The 22,888-nt window shown below is 41.5% G+C and carries 16 protein-coding genes and 1 pseudogene; 5 read left to right on the top strand and 12 right to left on the bottom strand.

Translation table 11 applies throughout. The features are described from left to right. The first annotated feature begins 69 nt into the window (after nucleotides 1-69). Complete coding sequence (locus Q0976_RS07625; RefSeq protein WP_299492652.1) at nucleotides 70-534, top strand: DUF1456 family protein; 465 nt, start codon at nucleotides 70-72, stop codon at nucleotides 532-534. 368 nt (nucleotides 535-902) lie between these two features. Next, entirely contained in the window at nucleotides 903-2,591 is a 1,689-nt protein-coding gene (locus Q0976_RS07620; protein WP_299492650.1) for an NAD-dependent malic enzyme, read from the top strand. Between the two features lie 83 nt (nucleotides 2,592-2,674). Here the strand turns inward: Q0976_RS07620 and Q0976_RS07615 are convergent, their stop codons facing one another. The 7 genes from Q0976_RS07615 to Q0976_RS07585 form a co-directional block, all read right to left on the bottom strand. Further along, the gene (locus Q0976_RS07615; RefSeq protein ID WP_299492648.1) at nucleotides 2,675-3,121 is read right to left on the bottom strand and encodes a DUF3069 domain-containing protein; all 447 of its coding nucleotides are present in this window, start codon (nucleotides 3,119-3,121) and stop codon (nucleotides 2,675-2,677) included. Nucleotides 3,122-3,192: 71 nt separating this feature from the next. Next, nucleotides 3,193-3,546, bottom strand: a complete 354-nt coding sequence (locus Q0976_RS07610; protein ID WP_299492646.1) for a cupin domain-containing protein — start codon at nucleotides 3,544-3,546, stop codon at nucleotides 3,193-3,195. Nucleotides 3,547-3,615: 69 nt separating this feature from the next. Then, nucleotides 3,616-4,116: a phosphatase PAP2 family protein gene (locus tag Q0976_RS07605; protein WP_299492644.1), complete on the bottom strand. Its 501-nt coding sequence runs from the start codon at nucleotides 4,114-4,116 to the stop codon at nucleotides 3,616-3,618. Between the two features lie 177 nt (nucleotides 4,117-4,293). After that, nucleotides 4,294-7,455: a CusA/CzcA family heavy metal efflux RND transporter gene (locus tag Q0976_RS07600; RefSeq protein ID WP_299492642.1), complete on the bottom strand. Its 3,162-nt coding sequence runs from the start codon at nucleotides 7,453-7,455 to the stop codon at nucleotides 4,294-4,296. A 12-nt stretch (nucleotides 7,456-7,467) separates the two neighbouring features. Then, complete coding sequence (locus Q0976_RS07595) at nucleotides 7,468-8,727, bottom strand: efflux RND transporter periplasmic adaptor subunit (protein ID WP_299492640.1); 1,260 nt, start codon at nucleotides 8,725-8,727, stop codon at nucleotides 7,468-7,470. Then, nucleotides 8,727-10,046 (bottom strand): TolC family protein, encoded by a 1,320-nt coding sequence (locus tag Q0976_RS07590; protein ID WP_299492638.1) that lies wholly within the window; start codon nucleotides 10,044-10,046, stop codon nucleotides 8,727-8,729. Before Q0976_RS07590 ends, Q0976_RS07595 begins: the two co-directional genes overlap by 1 nt. A 100-nt stretch (nucleotides 10,047-10,146) precedes the next feature. Continuing rightward, nucleotides 10,147-10,530, bottom strand: a complete 384-nt coding sequence (locus Q0976_RS07585) for a hypothetical protein (RefSeq protein WP_299492636.1) — start codon at nucleotides 10,528-10,530, stop codon at nucleotides 10,147-10,149. Between the two features lie 317 nt (nucleotides 10,531-10,847). On the opposite strand from Q0976_RS07585, the gene queG reads away from it, so the two are divergent. Both queG and Q0976_RS07575 read left to right on the top strand, forming a co-directional pair. Beyond that, complete coding sequence (queG, locus tag Q0976_RS07580) at nucleotides 10,848-12,053, top strand: tRNA epoxyqueuosine(34) reductase QueG (RefSeq protein ID WP_299492799.1); 1,206 nt, start codon at nucleotides 10,848-10,850, stop codon at nucleotides 12,051-12,053. An 805-nt stretch (nucleotides 12,054-12,858) separates the two neighbouring features. Next, nucleotides 12,859-13,743 (top strand): hypothetical protein, encoded by an 885-nt coding sequence (locus tag Q0976_RS07575; protein ID WP_299492634.1) that lies wholly within the window; start codon nucleotides 12,859-12,861, stop codon nucleotides 13,741-13,743. A gap of 99 nt (nucleotides 13,744-13,842) precedes the next feature. On the opposite strand, the pseudogene Q0976_RS07570 reads toward Q0976_RS07575, so the two are convergent. Then, nucleotides 13,843-14,080, bottom strand: a pseudogene (locus tag Q0976_RS07570) (fructose-1,6-bisphosphate aldolase); the annotation flags it as partial. A gap of 342 nt (nucleotides 14,081-14,422) precedes the next feature. Between Q0976_RS07570 and Q0976_RS07565 the strand changes: the two are divergent. Beyond that, entirely contained in the window at nucleotides 14,423-16,093 is a 1,671-nt protein-coding gene (locus Q0976_RS07565; RefSeq protein ID WP_299492632.1) for a trypsin-like serine protease, read from the top strand. 103 nt (nucleotides 16,094-16,196) lie between these two features. Here the strand turns inward: Q0976_RS07565 and fba are convergent, their stop codons facing one another. From fba to tkt, 4 genes are all read right to left on the bottom strand, one after another. Then, nucleotides 16,197-17,261, bottom strand: a complete 1,065-nt coding sequence (gene fba / locus Q0976_RS07560) for a class II fructose-bisphosphate aldolase (protein ID WP_299492630.1) — start codon at nucleotides 17,259-17,261, stop codon at nucleotides 16,197-16,199. A 203-nt stretch (nucleotides 17,262-17,464) separates the two neighbouring features. After that, complete coding sequence (locus Q0976_RS07555; RefSeq protein WP_299492628.1) at nucleotides 17,465-18,640, bottom strand: phosphoglycerate kinase; 1,176 nt, start codon at nucleotides 18,638-18,640, stop codon at nucleotides 17,465-17,467. Between the two features lie 42 nt (nucleotides 18,641-18,682). Continuing rightward, nucleotides 18,683-19,708 (bottom strand): erythrose-4-phosphate dehydrogenase, encoded by a 1,026-nt coding sequence (epd, locus tag Q0976_RS07550; RefSeq protein WP_299492626.1) that lies wholly within the window; start codon nucleotides 19,706-19,708, stop codon nucleotides 18,683-18,685. Nucleotides 19,709-19,910: 202 nt separating this feature from the next. Continuing rightward, a complete protein-coding gene (gene tkt, locus Q0976_RS07545; protein ID WP_299492624.1) occupies nucleotides 19,911-21,902 on the bottom strand; it encodes a transketolase in 1,992 nt (663 codons plus the stop codon). Nucleotides 21,903-22,888 lie beyond the last annotated feature (986 nt).

Here is a 22,888-nt window from a genome sequence, read left to right as displayed (position 1 = left end):
GGTGTATGTATTACAATATTGGCGCATGAAAGCGCAGCCGCGCCTTCCTATACCAAAAGATAAAAAATTATGACTAACAATGATATTTTACGTCGAATACGTTTTGTGTTTGATTACAGTAATGCAAAAATGATTAAAATTTTTGCTAAAGCCAATCATGAGATGGCAACAGATGTTCTTATTAACATGCTAAAAAAAGAGTCTGAAGAAGGCTATAAGGCTTGTAATGATAAGACGTTTTGTTTATTTCTTGATGGGCTAGTCATTGAAAAGAGGGGATTAAGGGAAGGCAGTGAAGTGCCTGCGCCTGTGTCACAGCTAACGAATAATTTGATTTTTAAAAAATTGCGGGTCGCATTGGAACTTAAAGAAGATGACATCATTGCGTTATTAAGTTTAGCGGAATTTAGAATGTCTAAATCTGAATTAGGTGCTTTGTTTCGAAAGCCTGGACATAAACATTATAAAACTTGTGGTGATCAAGTCTTACGTAACTTTCTTGCAGGTCTTTCAGTTAAACACCGCGGAATGTAAACACATTTAATAAAAGTTTAATAAGCACGGTTAAACGTGCTTTTTTTGTTTCTTTTGTTTGTCTATTTAAGATATGTTTTGAGTAATTAAAACAAGTAGTTTCAAAAAAAAAGTACCCATATAGACTCAATAAAAGGCAACAAAGTGTCGATTTCATGATAATCTAAGAGTATTAAAAAATGACTCATTTTACGATGCGATAGACTGTTTGACCTTGTTATCATATTGAAGTGTATAACGATGATGATGTCATATTTCAAATAAAAAGTGTTATAGAGTATTTGGTCTTGGCTTAGAGCTAACGATCGCCTTAAATCATCTATAATGAAGTGTTATGTATTTAACGGTAATATTTAAAAAGGTTTCCAATGGACGATAATAAACGCCCGCTCTATCTTCCTTTTGCAGGTCCTGCAATTCTTGAAGCGCCCTTGATTAATAAAGGCAGTGCATTTACCAATGAAGAACGGATTTTCTTTAATTTAGAGGGGTTATTACCTAGCGTTATTGAAACCATTGAAGAACAAGCTTCTCGTGCTTATGCCCAGTATAAAAACTTTACCAATGATCTTGATAAGCACATTTATTTACGCAATATCCAAGATACTAATGAAACCTTATATTATCGGTTATTACAGAATCACATTACTGAAATGATGCCGATTATTTATACGCCAACGGTGGGTTCTGCGTGCGAACGTTTTTCTAAAAACTATCGCCGTAACCGGGGGTTATTTATTTCTTACTCCAATAAAGATCGTATTGATGATGTATTGAATAATTCGACTCGTCAGAAAGTCAAAGTGATTGTCGTGACAGATGGGGAGCGTATTTTAGGATTAGGCGATCAAGGCATTGGAGGCATGGGGATCCCCATTGGTAAGCTTTCTCTTTATACCAGTTGTGGTGGAATTAGCCCAGCATACACTTTACCGATTACGTTAGATGTGGGAACGGATAACCCACAGTTATTGGACGACCCTATGTATATGGGATCTCGTCATCCTCGCATTGGTGGGGAAGAATATACTGAGTTTGTTGAGGCTTTCATGGAAGCGGTTCATCGTCGCTGGCCTGATGCGCTTATTCAGTTTGAAGATTTTGCGCAAAAAAATGCGATGCCATTACTTGAGCGTTATAAAGATAAGTATTGTTGTTTTAATGATGATATTCAAGGTACTGCAGCTGTTACTGTGGGCTCTTTATTGGCGGCTTGTAAAGCGGCAAATAGCCAATTAAGTGAGCAAAGAGTCGCTTTTCTTGGAGCTGGCTCAGCAGGTTGCGGTATCGCCGAAGCGATTGTGGCTCAGATGGTCGCGGAAGGTATTAGTATTGAGCAAGCGCGCTCACAAGTCTTTATGGTGGATCGTTGGGGGATGCTAGTGGACAGCATGCCAAACCTATTGCCTTTCCAGCAACCACTGGCACAAAAAGCAGGTAATGTATCGAATTGGCAAACGGATAGTGGCCATATCTCATTATTAGATGTCGTGAATAACGGTAAACCAACAGTGCTTATTGGTGTGTCAGGTGCGCCTGGTTTGTTTAGCGAACAAATTATTAAAGCGATGCACAGTCATTGTGAGCGTCCGATTGTGTTTCCTTTATCGAATCCTACGAGCCGTGTTGAAGCGACACCAAAAGATGTGCTGCATTGGACGAAAGGGCAAGCTTTAGTCGCAACCGGTAGCCCATTTGAACCTGTTGTGGTTAACGGGACGACTTATGAGATTGCTCAGTGTAATAACAGTTATATTTTCCCTGGTATTGGTTTAGGAGTATTAGCTGCGGGTGCAAAACGTGTGAGTAATGAAATGTTGATGGCATCAAGTCGGGCTTTAGCTGAATGTTCGCCACTTGCGATAAATGGTGAAGGTCCATTATTGCCTAGTCTTGAAGAAATTCATGCCGTCAGTAAGCATATTGCTTTTGCAGTGGCAAAAGTGGCAATAGAGCAAGGTCATGCACTGCCGACGTCTGACGATCTCATTCAAAAATTAATTGAGAAAAACTTTTGGACTCCTGAGTATCGCCGTTATAAGCGTACTTCGTTCTAATCATATCCTGTTTTAATGGATAAAAGAAAAAGCCACTCCATTTTTATGGAGTGGCTTTTTTGTTTGGGTTATTGGTAGGAGAATTATCCTGCGATAACTTGTTTGATGCTATTAAGCATCGCCCTATCAGTACGGGCTTTTTTGAGTTTTCGGCTACTTTCTTTTAATGCACTGTCAGATAAGCGGGTAAAAATTCCATCATATTCTTTTTCATTGATAGCATCATCTGAGTCGGCCATGTCGGCTATGTCTTGAGCAACGCGGCTGAGTTGGAACCAAGCGTTAGCAATATAAAATCCATGAAAATCAGCTTGCGGTAACAGCTTTTTAGCGCTGCTAGGGAGATTATTCCATGTTGTTGAGAATTTATTCTCCTTGTCTTCAATGAGCTCATTGCATAGATTGGCATAGGCTTCAAACAGGTTTTCTGGAAGCTGTGTCATTGGCATGACACTATTACAGACATTGAGTGATACGGTTTCAACTTGCTTAAGGTAAGCGGGTGTGAGAGGAGTATCTAATTCGGCCATGAGTAAGTAACTTAGTTGATGAGATATGTTGAGCCAATTTTACGCCCCTCAATGTTAAAGATAAACTGTTATTAGGCTGGTATTGAATTTACAACAACAATGACAGCTCTTCCTTTGCTGAGAGTATGAGTGATATGGCCTTTTCCTTGAGTGTCATTGGCAAATAGTATGTCACCTGCTTTAAAGGTTTTTTTTGTACCATCGCTTGCTGTGATGTCGACTTGGCCTTCGAGGTAAAAGATAAACTGGGCTTGTGGGGCGGGGTGCCAATCAAAATATTGCCCAGATTCAAAATCACGAAACTGTAATCTGGAAACAGGATATGGAAGGGAGTATATGCCTAGGGCTTGTTTTATTTCCCCTTTTGATTGTCTCGTGATGAAAGAGGAAATGCCATTTTTACTCGCCAGTTCGATATATTCCATGATGATGAGAGGGCAGATGAACCTTGATATTAAGCGTAGCTGCTTCTCATTTTACATGTGGATTTTAACTTAGAAAGCGTAGTTTATATTGACGCCATAGTATTTTCCTGTAGCAATAGGTGTAATTTTTATCCCTTGATAAGGTTCGGTGAAATACCATGCACTTAAGATCCCTATTGCGGCGCCAGCTAACACATCTTCAACGTAATGTTGGTCGCTGTTTATTCGGCTATAGCCGACAAAACTGGCTGCCGCATAGGCGGGTATGGCCCATTTCCATCCATAACGTTGCTGAATAAAGGTTGCGGTGGCGAAGGTATCGGCAGTATGTCCTGATGGAAAAGAATCATCACTAGAACCATCTGGTCGCATTTTATCAACGCTAAACTTGAGCGCCTCAACACTGAGCCTTGAAACGCCAACACTTTTTATAAGTTGTAAGCTGCCTTGGTGATCATCCTCGTAAAGAAAAGTTGCGCTTAAGGTCGCACTTGGCAGCAGTAAATGAATAATGTCACCGGAGCGTTCAATATCTGCGTAAGCGAATTGAATACTGCTAAGAAGAAGCATAAGTGAGAAAAGAGGTACTTTAAAAAGAGATTATGATAATGACATAGTGCTTATTTTTTAATATGAGGAGAAAAATTCAAGGAGGCTGTTATACAGAGTATTAATCAAAAATGCAAAACTTTAACAAATAATAAAAAGAGAGCTGGATGTGCTCTCTTTTTATGCATCAGTTGTCGTTTATTTCATATTAGAAGCTGTGGAAGAGGGGGTTACCGTAAAAGGCAACCGTACTTTATATACCAATTGGTAGAGTACCGGCAGAACAATTAAGGTGAGTAAAGTGGATGAAACAATTCCCCCAATAACCACTGTGGCTAAGGGGCGCTGTACTTCAGCGCCAGTTCCAGTGTTCAGCGCCATTGGAATGAAACCAAGACTTGCCACAAGGGCCGTCATGAGTACGGGCCTTAATCGTTGACTGGCACCTTGTTTTATCGCATCAAGAAGGGGGGAACCTTTCTCTATTAGCTCTTTAATAAAAGAAAGCATAACGACGCCATTGAGCACCGCAATGCCTGATAATGCAATGAAGCCAATACTGGCTGAAATAGATAAGGGCATATCACGAAGTGCAAGTGCGAGCACGCCTCCTGATAATGCTAAGGGAACACCAGTGAAAATAATGAGTGAATCCCGTATTGAGCCAAATGCACTATAGAGTAAGCCAAAAATCAGCAGTAAAGTGAGGGGAACAACGATCATTAATCGTTGAGTGGCTGATTCTAGCTGTTCAAAGGTGCCGCCATACTCTATCCAATAACCGCTTTTCAGTGTGAGCTTATCATTCATTAACTGCTTGGTATCTGCAATGAAAGATCCTAAATCTCGATTCTCTACATTGGCAGTGACGATGACATGGCGTTTGCCATTTTGACGGTTGATTTGATTCGGTCCTATTTTGGGCATGATGTCGGCAACCTCCCTTAAGGGGACATAGCTCAAGTCTGGATTGAGTTCAGCAGGGAGTGCGATAGGGAGATTACCTAGAGATTGAATATTCGCATCATCAGGGGAAAGGCGTACCATAAGTTTAAAACGGCGATCACCTTCATAAATCAAACCAGTTTGAACACCTGAAATAGCGGTTTGTATGGCTTGTTGTACGTCGATAATATTCAATCCAAGGAGTGCTAAATGTTCGCGATTGGGTTCAATAGACAAGGTAGGCAGACCTGACATTTGTTCCATTCGAGCATCTTTAGCACCATCAACTTGGGCAAGTAAATTGGAGGCTTGTTCGCCTACGGCTTTAAGTTCAGCTAAATTATCTCCGTATATTCTTAAGGCTACGTCTGTTCTTACTCCAGCAATGAGTTCGTTAAAACGCATTTCAATGGGTTGAGTAAACTCATAATTATTACCTGGTATAGTGCTAACGAGTTCACGTAGTTCATTGATAAAATGCTCTTTTGTTTTATTTGGGTTAGACCATTGTGATTGAGGTTTCATCATAATAAAGGTGTCAGCAACATTGGGGGGCATAGGATCTGTGGCGACTTCGGGTGTGCCTATTTTTGAAAAAACACTGTCAACCTCATCCATCTGCAAAATTAAACTTTCAAGCAATGTTTGCATTTCAACGGATTGTTGTAATCCCGTTCCTGTGATCCTCATAGCATGCATTGCCACATCGCCTTCATCTAATTGTGGTAAAAACTCAGAGCCCAAACGGGTTGTTTGTACCAAACTGGCAAGCATTATTCCAGCAGCAATAATGACTAAGGAAAAGGGATGCTTTAAAGAGAAAAATAATACAGGCTCATAGAGTGAACGGGCTTTGACCATGAGGAAATTTTCTTTTTCGTTCACTTTACCTTTCACAAAAATGGCAATAGCGGCAGGGACGAAAGTCACAGAAAAAATCATGGCGCCAATGAGTGCTGCGACAACAGTGAAGGCCATCGGATGGAACATTTTGCCTTCAACACCACTGAGTGCAAAAATGGGCAGGTAGACTAACATGATAATGAGCATACCAAATACCGCGGGACGGAAAACTTCTTTTGTTGACTTAAATACGACGTTAAGTCGTTCTTCTAATGTGAGTAACCGCCCATGAAGGTGTTGGGCCATACCTAATCGACGTAGGGCATTTTCAACAACAATAACTGCGCCGTCGACGATGACGCCAAAATCAATAGCGCCTAAGCTCATAAGGTTGCCAGAAACACGATGAGTGGCCATGCCACTAATGGCAAAGAGCATACTGAGTGGGATCACTAAAGCGGCAATAAAAGCAGCTCTAAAGTTGCCCAATAATGCAAAAAGGATAACGATAACCAATACCGCACCTTCAAAAAGATTTTTACGTACCGTATTGATAGTTTTATCGACCAGATTGGTGCGATCATAAACTGGTTCAGCGATGATACCTTGGGGAAGGCTTTTATTGATCTCTATGAGTTTTTCCCCCACTTTTTGGGCGACGACTCGGCTATTTTCGCCGATTAACATAAAGGCAGTGCCGAGAACCGTTTCTATGCCGTTTTGTGTGGCTGCGCCAGTACGAAGTTGTTTGCCATAAAAGACGTTTGCGACATCACTAATGCGCACAGGCGCATCGTCACGTTTTGTGATCACCACATGACCAATGTCATCAAGGTTGCTGAGTTGGCCTGGAGAGCGGATGAGCCATTGTTCACCATTATGTTCGATATAGCCCGCACTCGCATTTAAGTTATTTTGCTCTAATGCTTGAATCACATCATTTAAGGTAACTTTAAATGCCAGTAACTTACTGGGATCTGGGGCAACTTGATATTCTCGCTCATACCCTCCAATACTGTTAATTTCTGTGATCCCTGGAATATTCACTAATTGAGGGCGAATGATCCAATCTTGAATACTGCGAAGATCTTCAATGTTATAAGTACTGCCGTCAGGTTTTAGTGCTCCCTTTTCAGCGCGTACGGCGTAGGTAAATATTTCGCCAAGTCCGCTGGCTATTGGGCCCAAAACGGGCTCAGCATCGTTAGGTAGCTCACTTCTTATACCTTGTAATCGTTCACTTATTTGCTGCCTTGCCCAATAGAGGTCGGTCCCTTCTTCAAAAATAACGGTGACTTGAGAAAGTCCGTATTTACTAATAGAGCGGGTATAATTTAGCTGCGGGATCCCAGCCATTGCGTTTTCTACAATATAAGTCACTCTCTGTTCAGATTCTAAAGGGGAGTAACCTTCTACAGAGGTGTTAATTTGCACCTGAGTATTGGTAATATCAGGGACAGCATCAATGGGCAGTTTAAGGGTGTTATAGATGCCAAAAGCAGCCATTAACAATGTGATGCCTAAAATAAGATAGCGTCGCTGCAGGGCAAAGGAAATAATGGCATTCATCATAATCCAGATCTCCTAATGTTGATGCTTAGCTGCATTTTTTTGAATATCAGCTTTGATTAAAAAGCTGTTGCTTGTGACGTATTCCACACCCACGTCGAGCCCATCAAGGACTTCGATATATTGTCCGTCGCTTTCGCCAAGCGTTAACATGCGTACTTCAAAAGTGTTACCATATTTAGCAAAGACGACAGGTTCTCCCCGAATGGTTTGAATTGCATCCACTTTGACTGCAAGGGGGACCGTTTGTGTGTCGATTTGTATTTCGGCTTTAACATGCATGCCGGGGCGCCAATGGCCTTGTATATTATCGATAATGGCTCTCGCTCGAGCAATGTGGCCGCCCGTCATGGTGGGAGAGATGTAATTAATTTGAGTGGAGACATTGTCTTCATTGTGGTTATCTAAAACTTTAACGGCTAGACCCACTTTGAGTTTTTCTATATGAGATGGAAAGGCGGAAAGATCAATCCAGACAGATGAGAGGTCGCTAATACGCACCAAAGGAATATTCGCTGTATGATCGCCCTTATTGAGGTTTTGTTCTGTGATTTGACCTTTTGCAGGACTCTGTATGTTATAGACGCTAAGTGTATCGTTATTAATGACACTGGCTAACACTTGTCCTTTCTCAACATTATCGCCAATGCTGACATACATTTTATCGATAATGCCGGCATAAGGTGCATGCACGCTAAAGACGTTATCAGTGATAGGGGAAACGATACCAAAGAGTTGTTCGGTGAAAATTAACGTTTGTTGGGTGGCTAATTCGGTTTTGACATGAGATAAATTCAATAATCGGTCACTGATCTCAGTACGGCCTTCAAAGTTGTTATATTCCCATTGATACGCTTGTTGTTGGTATTTAGCTGTGACATTGACCACAAAAGAATGAGGCTCTGTCACGACTTGCTGACTCACCAGATAATCTTTTTCAGCAATAAAGGTTAGCGTGTTTTGCGCTCCCCCAAGTCGATTTAATTCCACATTAATATTGACTGTTTTAGGATTTATCAGTTTACCTGATTGATAAGCGTAAATACGCATTTCAGGTGATATACCCGCCTCATAGAGAGTGATTTCAATTGTAAAGTCTCCCTTATGGAGCACTTTTCCGCCATGAGGGCCTTCAGTTTCTTCGTGAGCATCGTGTGCCCCATGATCATCGCCACTGGATAAGCTGGCATTGGAGAAGGTTAACATCACAATCAATAAGCAACTTAACAAGGCGAGTAATGTTTTTTGAGGGTGGGAAAATGATATATGCGGCATTATTTCATCTCCATAGCATCGACTAATATTAATCTTGTTGCTGGAATTGCTTGGCCAGTAATATGAGCCAGTTCAAGCCGTTGCAGATATACTGCAGTATTGGCTTCGATGATTTCACGTTCGATGGAAAAGAGCTCTTTTTGAGCATCAACTAACTGTAATACTGTGGCATGTCCAGTTTGATAAGCTGTTTGAGTATCGATTAATAATTGTTTTGCAAGGGGGAGTAAGCTTTGGTTTAACCTGAGAGCTTGCTTAGCGTTGTTGATCATGGCTTGATGGATTTCAAGCAAAGTTAGTCGCAGTTGTTCACGTAATAATTTTTGTTGCATGAAGACTTTATCTTCTTCTATTTTGGCTGCGAGTATATTCCCTTGATTAGGGTTGGTGAGGTTCAGTGGCATTGAAAATGAAAAGACTAAAGCCGTATCGTTATAATCTTCAAAACGTCTTATTCCCATGCCAAGATTAATATCATAATGTCCTTTTGCTTCTTCTAATCGTCTTTTTGCTTGCCGGACTCGTTCTAAACTGAGTAATTGAATATATTCTGGTGCGGTTTCAATGGCGTTAAGCACATCGGCTTTACTTGGATAAGTCACGGGCAATGTCAAAGTGCCTTCAACAGATGAAAAATCAGTTTCTTTTGCCCACATTGATGCTAGTTTTTGTTTTTCTACTATTAACAGACCTTCTAAGTTTTGTAATTCAACACGAGAGTGCGCAAGCTCCAGTGTCATTTTTGAAACATCAGCTTGTAAAATATTCCCTGCTTTGGCGCGTGTTTGTATTGTTTTTAGCGCTTGAGCTTCAAATGCAATACGGTTGTCATTCCACTCTTGAAGGGCCTGTAAACGTAATACTTGATAAAATCGACGCGTGGCCTCAGATAAAATATTGAGACGTAGCACTTCATAGCTTTGAATTTGCTGTTGTTTATTGCTAACAGCTAAATCAATACGATGTTGTCGTTTTTCACCTAATTCGATGAGTTGACTGAGTAACAGCGTCGTCTCAGTACTATCAATACCTTGTACTTCCCCTGTCCCGAGTACATTATCGACAGCGAGGGATAGTTCAGGGTTAGGGGTGATACCCGCCTGCAGTATTTGTGCTTCCTCAATTCGAAGATCAAAAGGGAAGGTTTTCAGTTGAGTATTATTGAGTAAGGTTTGTTCAAGCACGTAAGGTAAACCTAGTATGTTTTGTGTTTTTTCTTGGGCAAAGCTGATGTTGGGGAGCGCGCCAAGCATACAGCTTATGGAGACTGTTAACATATATAGATATGCTAACAGTAAGCTGGGTTTATTCTTATCCACGGGATATGACTCCAGTTTTTAATATATAAAAGGCACTGAAAAATAAAATTATAAATATTAATAAGTTATTTTTTAACAGTTAAATTTAATTATGTTGTGATTAGACTAAAAATGAAGAGTGGGGAGGGCGAACAGGAGGTGCGTAACGGCGTGCTTGATAAACGCAAGCATTGAAAGCGATGCCATGACTTTTAGGAAAGGTTGCTAGCGGATCCATTTCAACGGGGGGATGACATGAAGTGTGAGAGTGAAAATCATGTTCATGATCTGAGTCATCATCATTATTGAAATCAGTGAGGCTGATACTAAGGGAATTACTGTCATGAAAATGGCATTTCATCACATTAAACTCGTGTCCACTTTGAGGATATTGGTTATGGGCTGACACGCAGCTAGCAAAAAATTGGCACACAAATATCAGAAACACTAAGCTCAGCGTTAATTTTGATTTCACTTGGTGATGTGACATCTTTGTGCGGTGCAAAATATCAAATTCCTTTTGAGTGGATATTAAGAATTGAAATATTAAATTATTGCGTATACTTAATGTCCAATTTAACTTGCATATTTTTAACAATGGTAGCCTAAATAAAAAAAAAATAACGGAAAGGCTTATATTATTCAGCGAGTCTAACATGAATATTACAGATACGACAAATGTAAAAGCGGTGAGCAAAGTAAATGTGTATTTACTGATATATTCAAATCTTCGTCAACGAAGAGGGAAAAGTTTGGGGATAGCACAATAGCTGTTATTATAGTGTGATTGAATTGATTGTTAAGTACCCCATGTCTGACAGTATGCCTGCTATTTCACCTATCCATGACTATCCTAAGCTGGATCCACTTTTGCTGACACGGCTTGCTCTGCAAATAAAAGCCTGGGGCAAAGAATTAGGGTTTGCTCAAGTTGGTATTTGTGATACCGATCTAGCCAGTGAAGAACCGAAATTACAAGCTTGGCTCGATAAAGGTTACCACGGTGAAATGGCTTATATGGCAGCGCACGGCATGATGCGAGCAAGGCCCCATGAATTACATGCAGGCGCTGTGAGAGTGATTTCTGCAAGGATGAATTACCTCCCCGCTAATGCAGGTTTTGCTTATAATTTGAAAGATCCGAATCTAGGTTATATTTCTCGCTATGCGGGGGGGCGTGATTATCATAAACTCATTCGTAATCGACTTAAAAAATTAGGTCAAAAAATAGAAGCTGAGCTTATTCAGCTTGGATTACAAAAACCAAATTTCCGTCCTTTTGTTGATTCAGCCCCAGTATTAGAAAGGCCGTTGGCAGAGAAAGCAGGACTGGGCTGGACAGGAAAACATTCACTTATTCTCAATAAAGATGCGGGAAGTTGGTTTTTTCTCGGTGAACTCTTGATTGACTTGCCATTGCCTGTGGATATTCCGGTGAGCGATGGCTGTAATACCTGTGTGGCTTGTATAACGTCTTGTCCAACTCAAGCCATTGTGGAGCCTTATGTGGTGGATGGACGGCGTTGTATTTCTTATTTGACCATCGAATTAAAGGGGGCTATTCCAGAAGAGTTTAGACCTTTAATTGGTAATCGTATCTATGGCTGTGATGATTGCCAATTAGTTTGTCCGGTTAATGCCGTGGCGCCATTAACAACTGAAACCGATTTCCATATACGATCGCAAATTAAGCAGCCTGATTTACTCAATTTATTCGACTGGAATGAAGCCACTTTTTTAAAATTAACCGAAGGCAGTGCTATTCGCCGAATAGGTCATAAGCGCTGGTTACGTAACATTGCCATTGCGCTAGGGAATGCCCCTGCCAGTGAAGCCATTGTAGTAGCATTGAAAAATAGAAAAGAGACCGATGAAGTGGATGAGGTTGTGCTTGAGCATATTGATTGGGCGCTTGAGCAGCAAGCAAGTAAAGCACTTGAAATAAGCAAAGGCGTGACATTAGTCGGTAGTCGTAAAACACAAAGGGTCATTCGCAGTATAGAGAAAGGCTTACCAAGAGATGCTTAAAGGTAGTGCAAGGTCTTTTCAGATTGTTTGCGTATAAATATTATTTATTGAATGCAAAAAATTAATTGAATTAAACTTGAAGTCACTTTTTAAAAAGTAGCTATTTAACCTAAAAATAGCGTTATTGGCACAAGTTCGTGGCTGATTATGTCAGTGATATATCCTTCTTATCATTTTAACGTTAATGTGTTCGTAATAAAATTATGATTAATGCATTGTAATTTCATAATGAGTCAAACATCCCATAAAAAAGCCTCGAGTAAATACTTAAAGATTTTTATGGCTCGTCCTTCTTTTCAAATATGCATACTGCTTCCTTGTTACGCACTATAAATTAACAAAAATTCATATCTGGGTAATACTAAAGTACTAGTTTAAGTCTTATTTATATCCATTGGTATGTGGGCGATATCATACCTGAGTATGATGTTAATCATAGGTTATTACGCCATGATTGTCTCAGTGTACATTAACTTTTTCTTATAAAGTTATCCCATAAAAAATATAATATATGAAAAAAGAAAATATTTAATATATAGGTATCTAAGGTATTGAATTGAGTTCTAGGTAGTCATAAATAAAAATACTTTAAACAATCAATAAAGGTTACCTCAATTAAATATTTTTAGAGGAGACTATCATGAATTATTTAATATTTACTGACAATGTAACACAATATATCACATCGAAAGGAAGTAGGGTATTTAAGAGCGTACTTGTTTTCACTCTATTTTTGTATAGCGCAATAGCATTCAGTTTGGAATCAAGACTTTCACCATTGGAGGAGCAACAAATGGAGGATGGAATGAGACAGCTGACGCTCACAGCTTGTATTGAAGGTCATGATCATTCAATCATTTTACCAAATGGGGACATGAAGGTATATACACCGTTTTCCGAAGCCGTTCTCAAGTTTGAGATAAAGACTAATGGGGAGCTAGTCATATATAGTGACTCTCATCAGCCAGTGACGACTTATTTAGAACAGGAGTTAGTGCATAAAATGATTAAAAACGTACAACGTGGAAACCAGGTGTGCGTATCTTATCCGGCACCAGAAGAACTGGCTGCCAATGAGGAGCCTGTCATTGCTCCAGAGCCGGATTTAACGGATAGTGATAATGATGGTCTTTCAGATGAGTACGAATTAAATGATAGCTTGACTGACCCTATGCTGGCAGATACTGATGGGGATACTATTTCAGATAGTGATGAAGTGCATTTATGGGGCACAAATCCCACTTTTGTGGATACTGATGGTGATAACATTCCTGATGGTTATGAGGTGAATACTTCATTAACCGATCCATTAACCCAAGATTTATGTTTTGGCGAGAAAGCCACCCATTGGGGGACCAGTGGAGATGATCATATCGACGGCACTCATGACGAGGATGTTATTATGACCTTTGGCGGTAATGATACGGTATATGGTTGGGATAAAACTGATAAAATCTGTGGCGGTGACGGTAACGATATCATTTATGGTAAGCGAGGGGCTGATTTCATTGATGGTGGCGCGGGTGATGATTACGTGTTTGGCGACGCCGGTCATGATGTCATATTAGGTGGGGATGGCAATGATCAACTTATTGGCGGTAATAAAGATGATCTGCTTGACGGCCAAGTGGGAATGGATACCTGTGATGGGGGGACAGGCATTAACGAGACTTTAAATTGTGAGGCATGATAATAGCCTGCACAAATATCAGATGAATATCCTTATGAAATAAAAATAGCCTTAACTGAGGTCGTTAAGGCTATTTTTTCATCTTTTTATTAATACTATTTAGTTAATTTGTGGATCTAACTCACCAGCTTGATAGGCTTTGTACATGGCTTGTAGTGATAACGGCTTAATTTTAGAGCCCATGCCTGCACTGCCAAAGGCTTGATAGCGTTCGCTACAGATAGCGGCCATGGCATCCATTGACGCTTTTAAGAATTTACGCAGATCAAACTCTCAGGGGTTTTCAGCCAAGAATCTTATACACAGCGTCGGTGGCAGCTAAGCGCAGATAGGTATTGAAATATGCTCAAATCTAATACCGAAGGATTAGGTGTCACTGTATTTATAGCTCTATGTCTAAGCTAGATCTAAGACTTGAGTATGATGTTAATGCTTAGAGTATAAGTCACAATACGTTATCGACTGGTTACATAGTATCGTTATTGATGTTTACATTGTAGTTAATTTGTTTTTAGTTGCTTGTATGCTGGGTTCAAATATCTAAGGGCAGCTTTATAGCTTATTTCGCTACCATGAGTGGCAATGCAATAGGGAAATTAATGGGCCTAAACAACAAGTAAGTCTTGGTGTGACGTCGTAGATTGTAATGGTTAACGATGAATGATGAGAGGTTGGTCTTATGTTAAACTTTATCAATGTTTATAATCCATTGGCTTGGTGTGCGATGTCCATCTACTTACTGTCTTTTTCTGCCACGGCAATAATAGGAGGTACAGAAGTGGCGCCTGGAGATGAGTCCCATAACGTTTCTCTGTCTGATGATCTGGGTCACTTTTGCTCTGGCACGCTCTTGACCCCAGATGTGGTTATTACCGCCGCACATTGCACAGGCGGCGCATATGATGTAATCGTCAATCGCGTGTCGTTATCGAGCAATGACGGTGAACAGATAAGCGTGAAGCAAGAGATAATTCACCCCGACTATAATGCGAGTAACACCAATTATGACGCCGCGTTGCTTATTCTGAGTCGACCGTCGACAGGAACACCTATCGCCCTAGATGATAGGCCACAGGATCATATAGATGAACAGCTAGTCGTGTCAGGCTGGGGTGACACTGACCCTAATCCACTTAACTCGGATCTGTCTGACAAGTTAATGTCAGTAGACCTCGACAGGATAAGCAATGCGGAGTGTGAAAGCCACAGCGATGGGGTTGAGACTTACCATGGGCAAATCACCTCTGCCATGATGTGCACCAAAACGCCTGAAAAAGGGACTTGTCAAGGTGACAGTGGTAATGGCCTCACTAGAAGAGTGGATAACGAAAAACACACACTCGTCGGTATCTCCTCATGGGGGCATGGTTGTGTTGGCCTTCCGGATGTGTACACTCGAGTTGCTGCAATACATGATTGGATCACAGAGATAACGTGCGAAAATAGTATGGCGCTCGACTCATTCGACTGTAACACGATGACTGACCCTACTGACCCTACTGACCCTACTGACCCTACTGACCCTACTGACTCAACGGCCCCAACGGCTCATGTGGCCAAGGTGCCAACAACTTGGGTGGGAGATAGCGTCTTACTCGATGCTAGTGGCAGTCATTTACATCCCGATAGCGACAGTCGTACTTTGTCTTTTCATTGGAATGTGGCAGCGACGCCAAAAGGCAGTCTTATCGATGTGAACCATCTGAATGATAAGGGTAATATGATGTTTAATTTTACCCCGGATGTGGTAGGCGATTATGTGTTCTCATTGATGGTGAGCGATGGCAGCTTTGACAGTGAAGCCGTGACGGCGAGTGTGATCGTCACTGATGGCGCTATCGATACGGATAATGATGGCTTAACGGATGAATATGAAGTTAATCATAGTTTCACCGATCCTATGTTGGCGGATACCGATGGCGATAATATCCCGGATGGCCATGAAGTGAATGCATCACTGACCGATCCGTTAACCCAAGACTTATGTTTTGGTGAAAAAGCCACCCATTGGGGAACCAGTGGTGACGATCGTATTGATGGCACAAAAGGTGAGGATGTGATCATCGCCTTTGGCGGTAATGATACGGTCTATGGTTGGGACAAAAGCGATAAAATCTGTGGCGGTGACGGTAACGATATCATTTATGGTAAACGAGGGGCGGACGTTATCGATGGCGGTGCGGGAGATGATGTGATTTATGGCAATAACGGTGATGATATGCTATCAGGCGGCGTGGGTAATGATCAGTTATATGGCGGCAATAAAAATGACTTCCTTGACGGTCAAGCAGGTCTGGATAGCTGCGATGGCGGTAAAGATATCAACGAAACCCAAAACTGTGAGGCTTGATAATAGTCGGCGACATATTAAATAAGGATCACTTTTCGATAAAAACAGCCTTAAGTGATATACTAAGGCTGCTTTTGTTCATCTTTTCTACGAACTCTTTCTGCTAGTTAATTTTGGGATCTAACTCACCCGCTTGATAGGCTTTGTACATAGCTTGTAGTGATAACGGCTTAATTTTAGAGCCCATACCTGCACTGCCAAAGGCTTGATAGCGTTCACTACAGATAGCGGCCATGGCATCCATTGATGCTTTTAAGAATTTACGTGGGTCAAATTCACTGGGGTTTTCAGCCAAGAATTTACGCACAGCGCCGGTTGAGGCTAAACGTAGATCCGTATCGACATTGACTTTTCGCACACCGTGCTTAATACCTTCTACAATCTCTTCTAATGGCACGCCATAGGTTTCAGGAATAGCGCCGCCATATTGGTTGATAATTTCTAACCATTCTTGGGGGACTGATGATGAACCGTGCATCACCAAGTGGGTATTGGGAATACGGGCATGGATTTCTTTAATGCGATCGATTCTAAGCACATCACCGGTTGGTTTTCGGCTAAATTTGTAAGCACCATGACTGGTACCAATGGCAATAGCGAGTGCATCGACATGGGTATCGGCCACGAAACGAGCCGCTTCTTCTGGCGTGGTGAGCATTTGATCTTCGCTTAATGTCCCTTCTGCGCCGATACCATCTTCTTCACCGGCTTGACCGGTTTCTAAACTGCCTAAACAACCTATTTCACCTTCAACGGAGACACCACAGGCATGGGCAAAAGCCACGGTTTTACGAGTGACATCAACATTATACTCGTAAGAAGATGGGGTCTTGCCATCAGACATTAACGAGCCGTCCATCATCACTGAGGACATACCAAGCTGAATGGAGCGCTGACAAACATCAGGGTGTGTGCCGTGGTCTTGATGAATACAGACAGGAATATCTGGATATTGCTCTAAGGCTGCGGCCATCAGGTATTTTAAAAATTGAGGGCGAGCATATTTACGTGCGCCTGCTGATGCTTGTACGATGACAGGGCTGTCACAGGCTTCGGCTGCTTGCATAATAGCGCGCATTTGTTCTAAATTATTGACGTTAAAAGCAGGTACGCCATATCCGTGTTCAGCTGCATGATCTAACATTTGACGCAAAGAGATTAAAGCCATTGTTTACTCCAAGTTGTAGGGTGACAAAGGTTATCAGTGATGTCCGCTATCGTGATCCTTAAGTCATTTGGATATTAATATTGGTTGTATTTAGGTACTTTTTCTCGCACACCCTAACGCGCTATTTGGCTAGGGCTGTGCTCAGGTAGTGAGTGGTCCCACTTATCACTGAGCACGATTTTTTTATTGTATTTTTTAACTACTTATTTGCCTCGGCTTTCTAACATGGTAACAGCAGGTAATGCTTTACCTTCTAAAAATTCAAGGAAGGCACCGCCGCCAGTGGAAATATAAGAGACCTTGTCGGCAATATTGTACTTATCTACAGCGGCAAGTGTATCACCGCCGCCAGCGATGGAAAATGCTTTTGAATCAGCAATGGCTCTGGCAATACGTTCTGTGCCTTGACCAAATTGATCAAATTCAAATACTCCAACAGGGCCATTCCATACTACAGTGCCCGCTTTGCTAATAATATCGGCCAATACTTCACTGCTGTCTGGGCCAATATCAAAGATCATGTCATCAGGAGTGACATCTGTGACATTTTTTAATGTGGCAGTCGCGGTGGGGCTGAACTCACAGGCAACAACGACGTCACTAGGAACAGGAATACTGCCGCCTCGACTTTGGGCGTGTGAGACGAGTCTTTTCGCTTCATCGACTAAATCGGCTTCATATAATGATTTACCGACTTTGTGATCAGCGGCTGCAATAAAGGTATTGGCAATACCGCCGCCTACAACAAGTTGATCGACAATGCCTGAAAGGCTTTCTAATACCGTCAGTTTTGTTGACACTTTTGAGCCACCAACAATGGCAACCATAGGACGAGCGGGGTTATTGAGTGCTTTGCCAAGGGCGTCGAGCTCACCTGCTAGTAAGGGGCCAGCACAAGCAATAGGTGCATGTAATCCAACACCATGGGTTGAGGCTTGAGCGCGATGCGCAGTACCAAAAGCATCCATCACATAGACATCACACAATGCGGCCAGTTTTTTGGCCAGTGACTCATCATTACTTTTTTCACCGACATTAAAGCGTACATTTTCAAATACCACGACTTCGCCGATGTTAGCCTCAACACCATTAAGGTAATCATTGGCTAAACGAACGGGGCAGGATAATGCTTCATTGAGATAATCAACAACAGGTTGCATTGAAAATTCAGCATTAAACTTACCCTCTGTTGGGCGGCCAAGATGAGACATCACCATCACGGCAGCCCCTTTTTCAAGGGCCAGTTTTATTGTGGGTAATGCTGCACGTAAACGTGCATCACTGCTTACTTTCCCCTCGTTAATTGGCACATTGAGATCTTCACGAATGAGCACACGTTTAGATTGAAGATCTAACTCACTCATATTAATAATAGCCATTAGGTAAGCTTCCTTTAATGTTTAAAAAATTGTTTAATTCTGCTAAATGTGTGCTGTCCGCTTGGCCTTTATCATGGCTAAACTGGTGTCTAGCATGCGATTGGCAAAGCCCCACTCGTTATCGCACCAAAGTAGTAACTTGACTAAGTGGCCATCACTGACACGTGTTTGCGTGCCATCGACCACACTTGAGCGAGGATCATGGTTAAAATCGCACGATACGAGAGGCTCATTGGTGAAGCCGACAATGCCATTAAATTGCCCTAAAGTTGCCTCACGTAGTACACCATTAATGGTATCAATATCAACCCGTTTTTCCAGTGTTAACGATAAGTCTATTGCGGTGACATTAATAGTCGGAACACGCACTGAAATCGCTTCAAACTTATCTTTCATGTGAGGTAAAATACGCTCTATCCCTCGAGCCAATTTGGTGTCAACCGGAATGATAGATTGACCTGCTGCGCGAGTACGACGAAGATCGTCATGATAGGCATCGATGACTTGTTGATCATTCATCGATGAATGTATGGTGGTGATAGCTCCACTTTTGACATTAAAATGTTTGTCGAGTACATCGATGACTGGGATCACACAATTGGTGGTACACGAGGCATTTGAGACGATGGTTTGATTGGCGTTTAATATGTGCTCATTGACGCCATAAATGATCGTGGCGTCGACATCATTACTTGCAGGTTGACTAATCAGCACTTGTTTTGCACCTGCACTGATATGGGCTAAGCAAGCTTGTTTATCGCTTAATACCCCAGTGGCTTCATAGACAATATCAATGTCTAGTGCTTTCCAAGGAAGCTTAGTTGCATTCGCTTCACTTAATAAATGAATACTGTCATCGCCAATCAGCATGTGATCGTCTTGTAATTGGACTTGTGTGTGAAAACGGCCATGAGTGGAATCGTATTGAGTCAAATGGACCATGGCTTCAGGTTTGGCCAACTCATTAATGGCGACAATTTGAATTTTATCGCGTTTATCTGATTCATAAACAGCACGAAGAATAGAGCGTCCTATACGGCCATAGCCATTGATTGCGACTCGGATCATGATGCTTTGTTACCTCTAATCTCAACGTTTAATGCTGTGTGAGTGTATATGCAAGTGACGTGAGTATATCAACTTTTTATCGATAAAATAACGGCCTACCCTAAGGTAAGCCGCTATTTATTTTTCTATAGATTTAAGATGTTAACTGACATCGTTGTCGTGACATGCCTAAATCAAGTTGCGTCATAGTGCTAAACCCGTATTAAAGTAATTCGTTAGCGGCTGCAACAACTTTCTCAACAGTAAAGCCAAACATGTCGAAAAGTTGGTTAGCAGGCGCAGACTCACCAAAGGTTGTCATGCCTATGATACGACCATTAAGGCCAACATATTTGTACCAGTAATCAGCAATACCCGCTTCAATGGCAACACGATTTGCCACATTGCTTGGTAATACAGACTCTTTGTATGCAGCATCTTGCTTATCGAACACATCGGTTGCAGGAATAGAGACAACACGGACTTTATGGCCAGCATTAGTTAGCTCTGCTTGTGCATTCACGGCAAGTTCTACTTCTGAACCTGTTGCGATTAAAATCACATCCGGTGTCCCTTCACAATCGACTAAAATGTAACCGCCTTTGGCAATGTTTGCCACTTGCTCATCTGTACGCCCTTGTTGAGCAAGGTTTTGTCGAGAGAAAATTAATGATGTTGGACCATCATTACGCTCAATTGCGTATTTCCAAGCGACAGCAGACTCAACTTGGTCACAAGGACGCCATGTGCTCATATTAGGCGTTAAACGTAAAGACGCCATTTGTTCTACGGGTTGGTGAGTTGGACCGTCTTCACCTAAACCAATAGAGTCATGAGTGTACACGAAAATAGAACGTTGCTTCATAATGGCAGCCATGCGCAGAGCATTACGCGCATATTCCATAAACATTAAGAAGGTTGCGCCATAGGGGACAAAACCGCCATGTAATGCAATGCCATTCATAATGGCTGACATACCAAATTCACGTACACCGTAGTGTAAGTAGTTACCCGATGCGTCTTCAGCAGTTAATGGCTTAGAGCCAGAATACATGGTCAAGTTAGATGGGGCTAAATCTGCGCTACCACCCATAAATTCTGGTAGCATTTTTCCATAGGTTTCTAATGCATTTTGAGATGCTTTACGTGAAGCAATGTTCGCCGGATTAGCTTGTAAGTCTTTAATATAGGCTTCTGAATCCGCAGCGAAGTTTGCAGGAAGCTCGCCTAATGTGCGGCGTTTAAGTTCTGCAGCAAGTTCTGGATAGGCTGCACTATAAGCGGCAAATTTTTCGTTCCAAGCTTGCTCAGCAGCAAGTCCTGCTTCTTTAGCATCCCACTGGGCATAGATGTCTGCAGGAATATCAAAGGGAGCATGCTCCCAACCTAAGAACTCACGAGTCGCGGCGATTTCAGCATCACCTAATGGGGCGCCGTGGCAATCGTGGCTACCACCTTTATTAGGCGAACCATAGCCAATAATTGTTTTACAGCATAATAAGCTTGGGCGAGGATCAAGTTTAGCAGCTTCAATCGCCGCGTTGATTGCATCGCTGTCATGACCATCTACACCAGCAACAACGTGCCAACCGTAAGCTTCAAAACGTTTTACGGTATCATCAGTAAACCAGCCTTCAACTTCACCATCAATAGAAATACCATTGTCATCCCAAAAGGCAATAAGCTTACCAAGGCCCAACGTGCCCGCTAAAGAGCAGGCTTCATGTGAAATACCTTCCATTAAACAGCCATCACCCATGAAAGAGTATGTGAAGTGATCAACGACGTTATGGCCTTCGCGGTTAAATTGTGCAGCTAATGCACGCTCGGCAATCGCCATACCAACGGCATTAGTGATCCCTTGACCTAATGGACCTGTGGTGGTTTCAATGCCCGGTGCATAACCGTATTCAGGATGGCCTGGTGTACGAGAATGGAGTTGACGAAACTGCTTTAAATCTTCAATGTTTAAATCATAACCCGCAAGATGCAGTAACGAGTAATGCAACATAGAACCATGGCCGTTAGATAAAATAAAACGGTCACGGTTAGCCCATTCTGGGTTAGCAGGGTTATGGCTTAAATGATCACGCCATAAAACTTCAGCAATGTCAGCCATGCCCATGGGTGCACCTGGATGACCAGATTTTGCTTTTTGAACAGCGTCCATGCTAAGTGCGCGGATAGCGTTTGCGAGTTCTTTACGAGATGACATGCTCTCTCCTGCTTATGATTGAGGTGTAGTCTGCAATTATGGAGGCATATTTTCCCCTACTAAGCCTGTTGAAGCAAATAAAATTCGTTAACAATGAGGCTTTATCTAGGTCTATCTTATAAAAAAATAAGTTTTTAATTTCGAATATCAATAAATACAGATAGTTGTTAAGAATTGTGAGCATTATAGGTAGCAAGTTATTTTGACTGTATTGTTAAAGGAAAGTGTGCTCGTAAGGTTACCCTGATGGGATTATAAGCATTTCAGATAAAATGAAGGTTAAATTATGCCCATGAGATGTTGTAGGAGCAGGGGATATGGCCTCTCATTGCCTTTATAAAATAGCTTATGTTTAAGCAATATTGATGTTCTATTTTGAGCCTGTTGTATGACGTAACAATAGCGAGCGGTCAACGGGAGAGTAACATCCAGTGCCTGCACCGACTAACATACAGCCTAGATAAAATGCGTTAAATGAATGTGCATTTGTAAGTAATAATAACCCTAATAAAGATGTTATTTGGGCATATAAAATATTCGATAATATACTGAATAAAATCGCTGAAAGTGAAAATAAGAAAAAGTAAACTGAGCCTTTAATGCACCTGATTAATATTTACCATCAATGTGCCGCTAATGACATGCTCTAATGGGGTGGAAATCATCAATGTCATATAGCTTACTCAGGATAAGCTATAGGCAAGTGAATTAAATTGAGAATGAAAAAGTAATTTCAAACTGACTTTACTTTAAATGGATCATGATGATCAGTATAGATAACCATGAGTGCGCATGAAGGAGTATGAGGTATTTAAGTGACTTTATTCAGTTTGATAACTTTTTGATCTTGGTTGACCCAGTCTATTTATCTTTGACAAATTATTGTGTTAAAGGTGTATCATTTTAACAGAATACAGATTTTGTTATTTTTATAGCATTGACTTTATTAATTATAAAATTATTTTGTGGCTTTATATCACCAGGCG

Origin of the sequence: uncultured Shewanella sp. (assembly GCF_947501665.1) — a bacterium.
Lineage (GTDB): Bacteria > Pseudomonadota > Gammaproteobacteria > Enterobacterales > Shewanellaceae > Shewanella.
The sequence above is the reverse complement of the archived record's forward strand: the minus strand, read 5'-3'. Positions and strand labels throughout refer to the sequence as shown.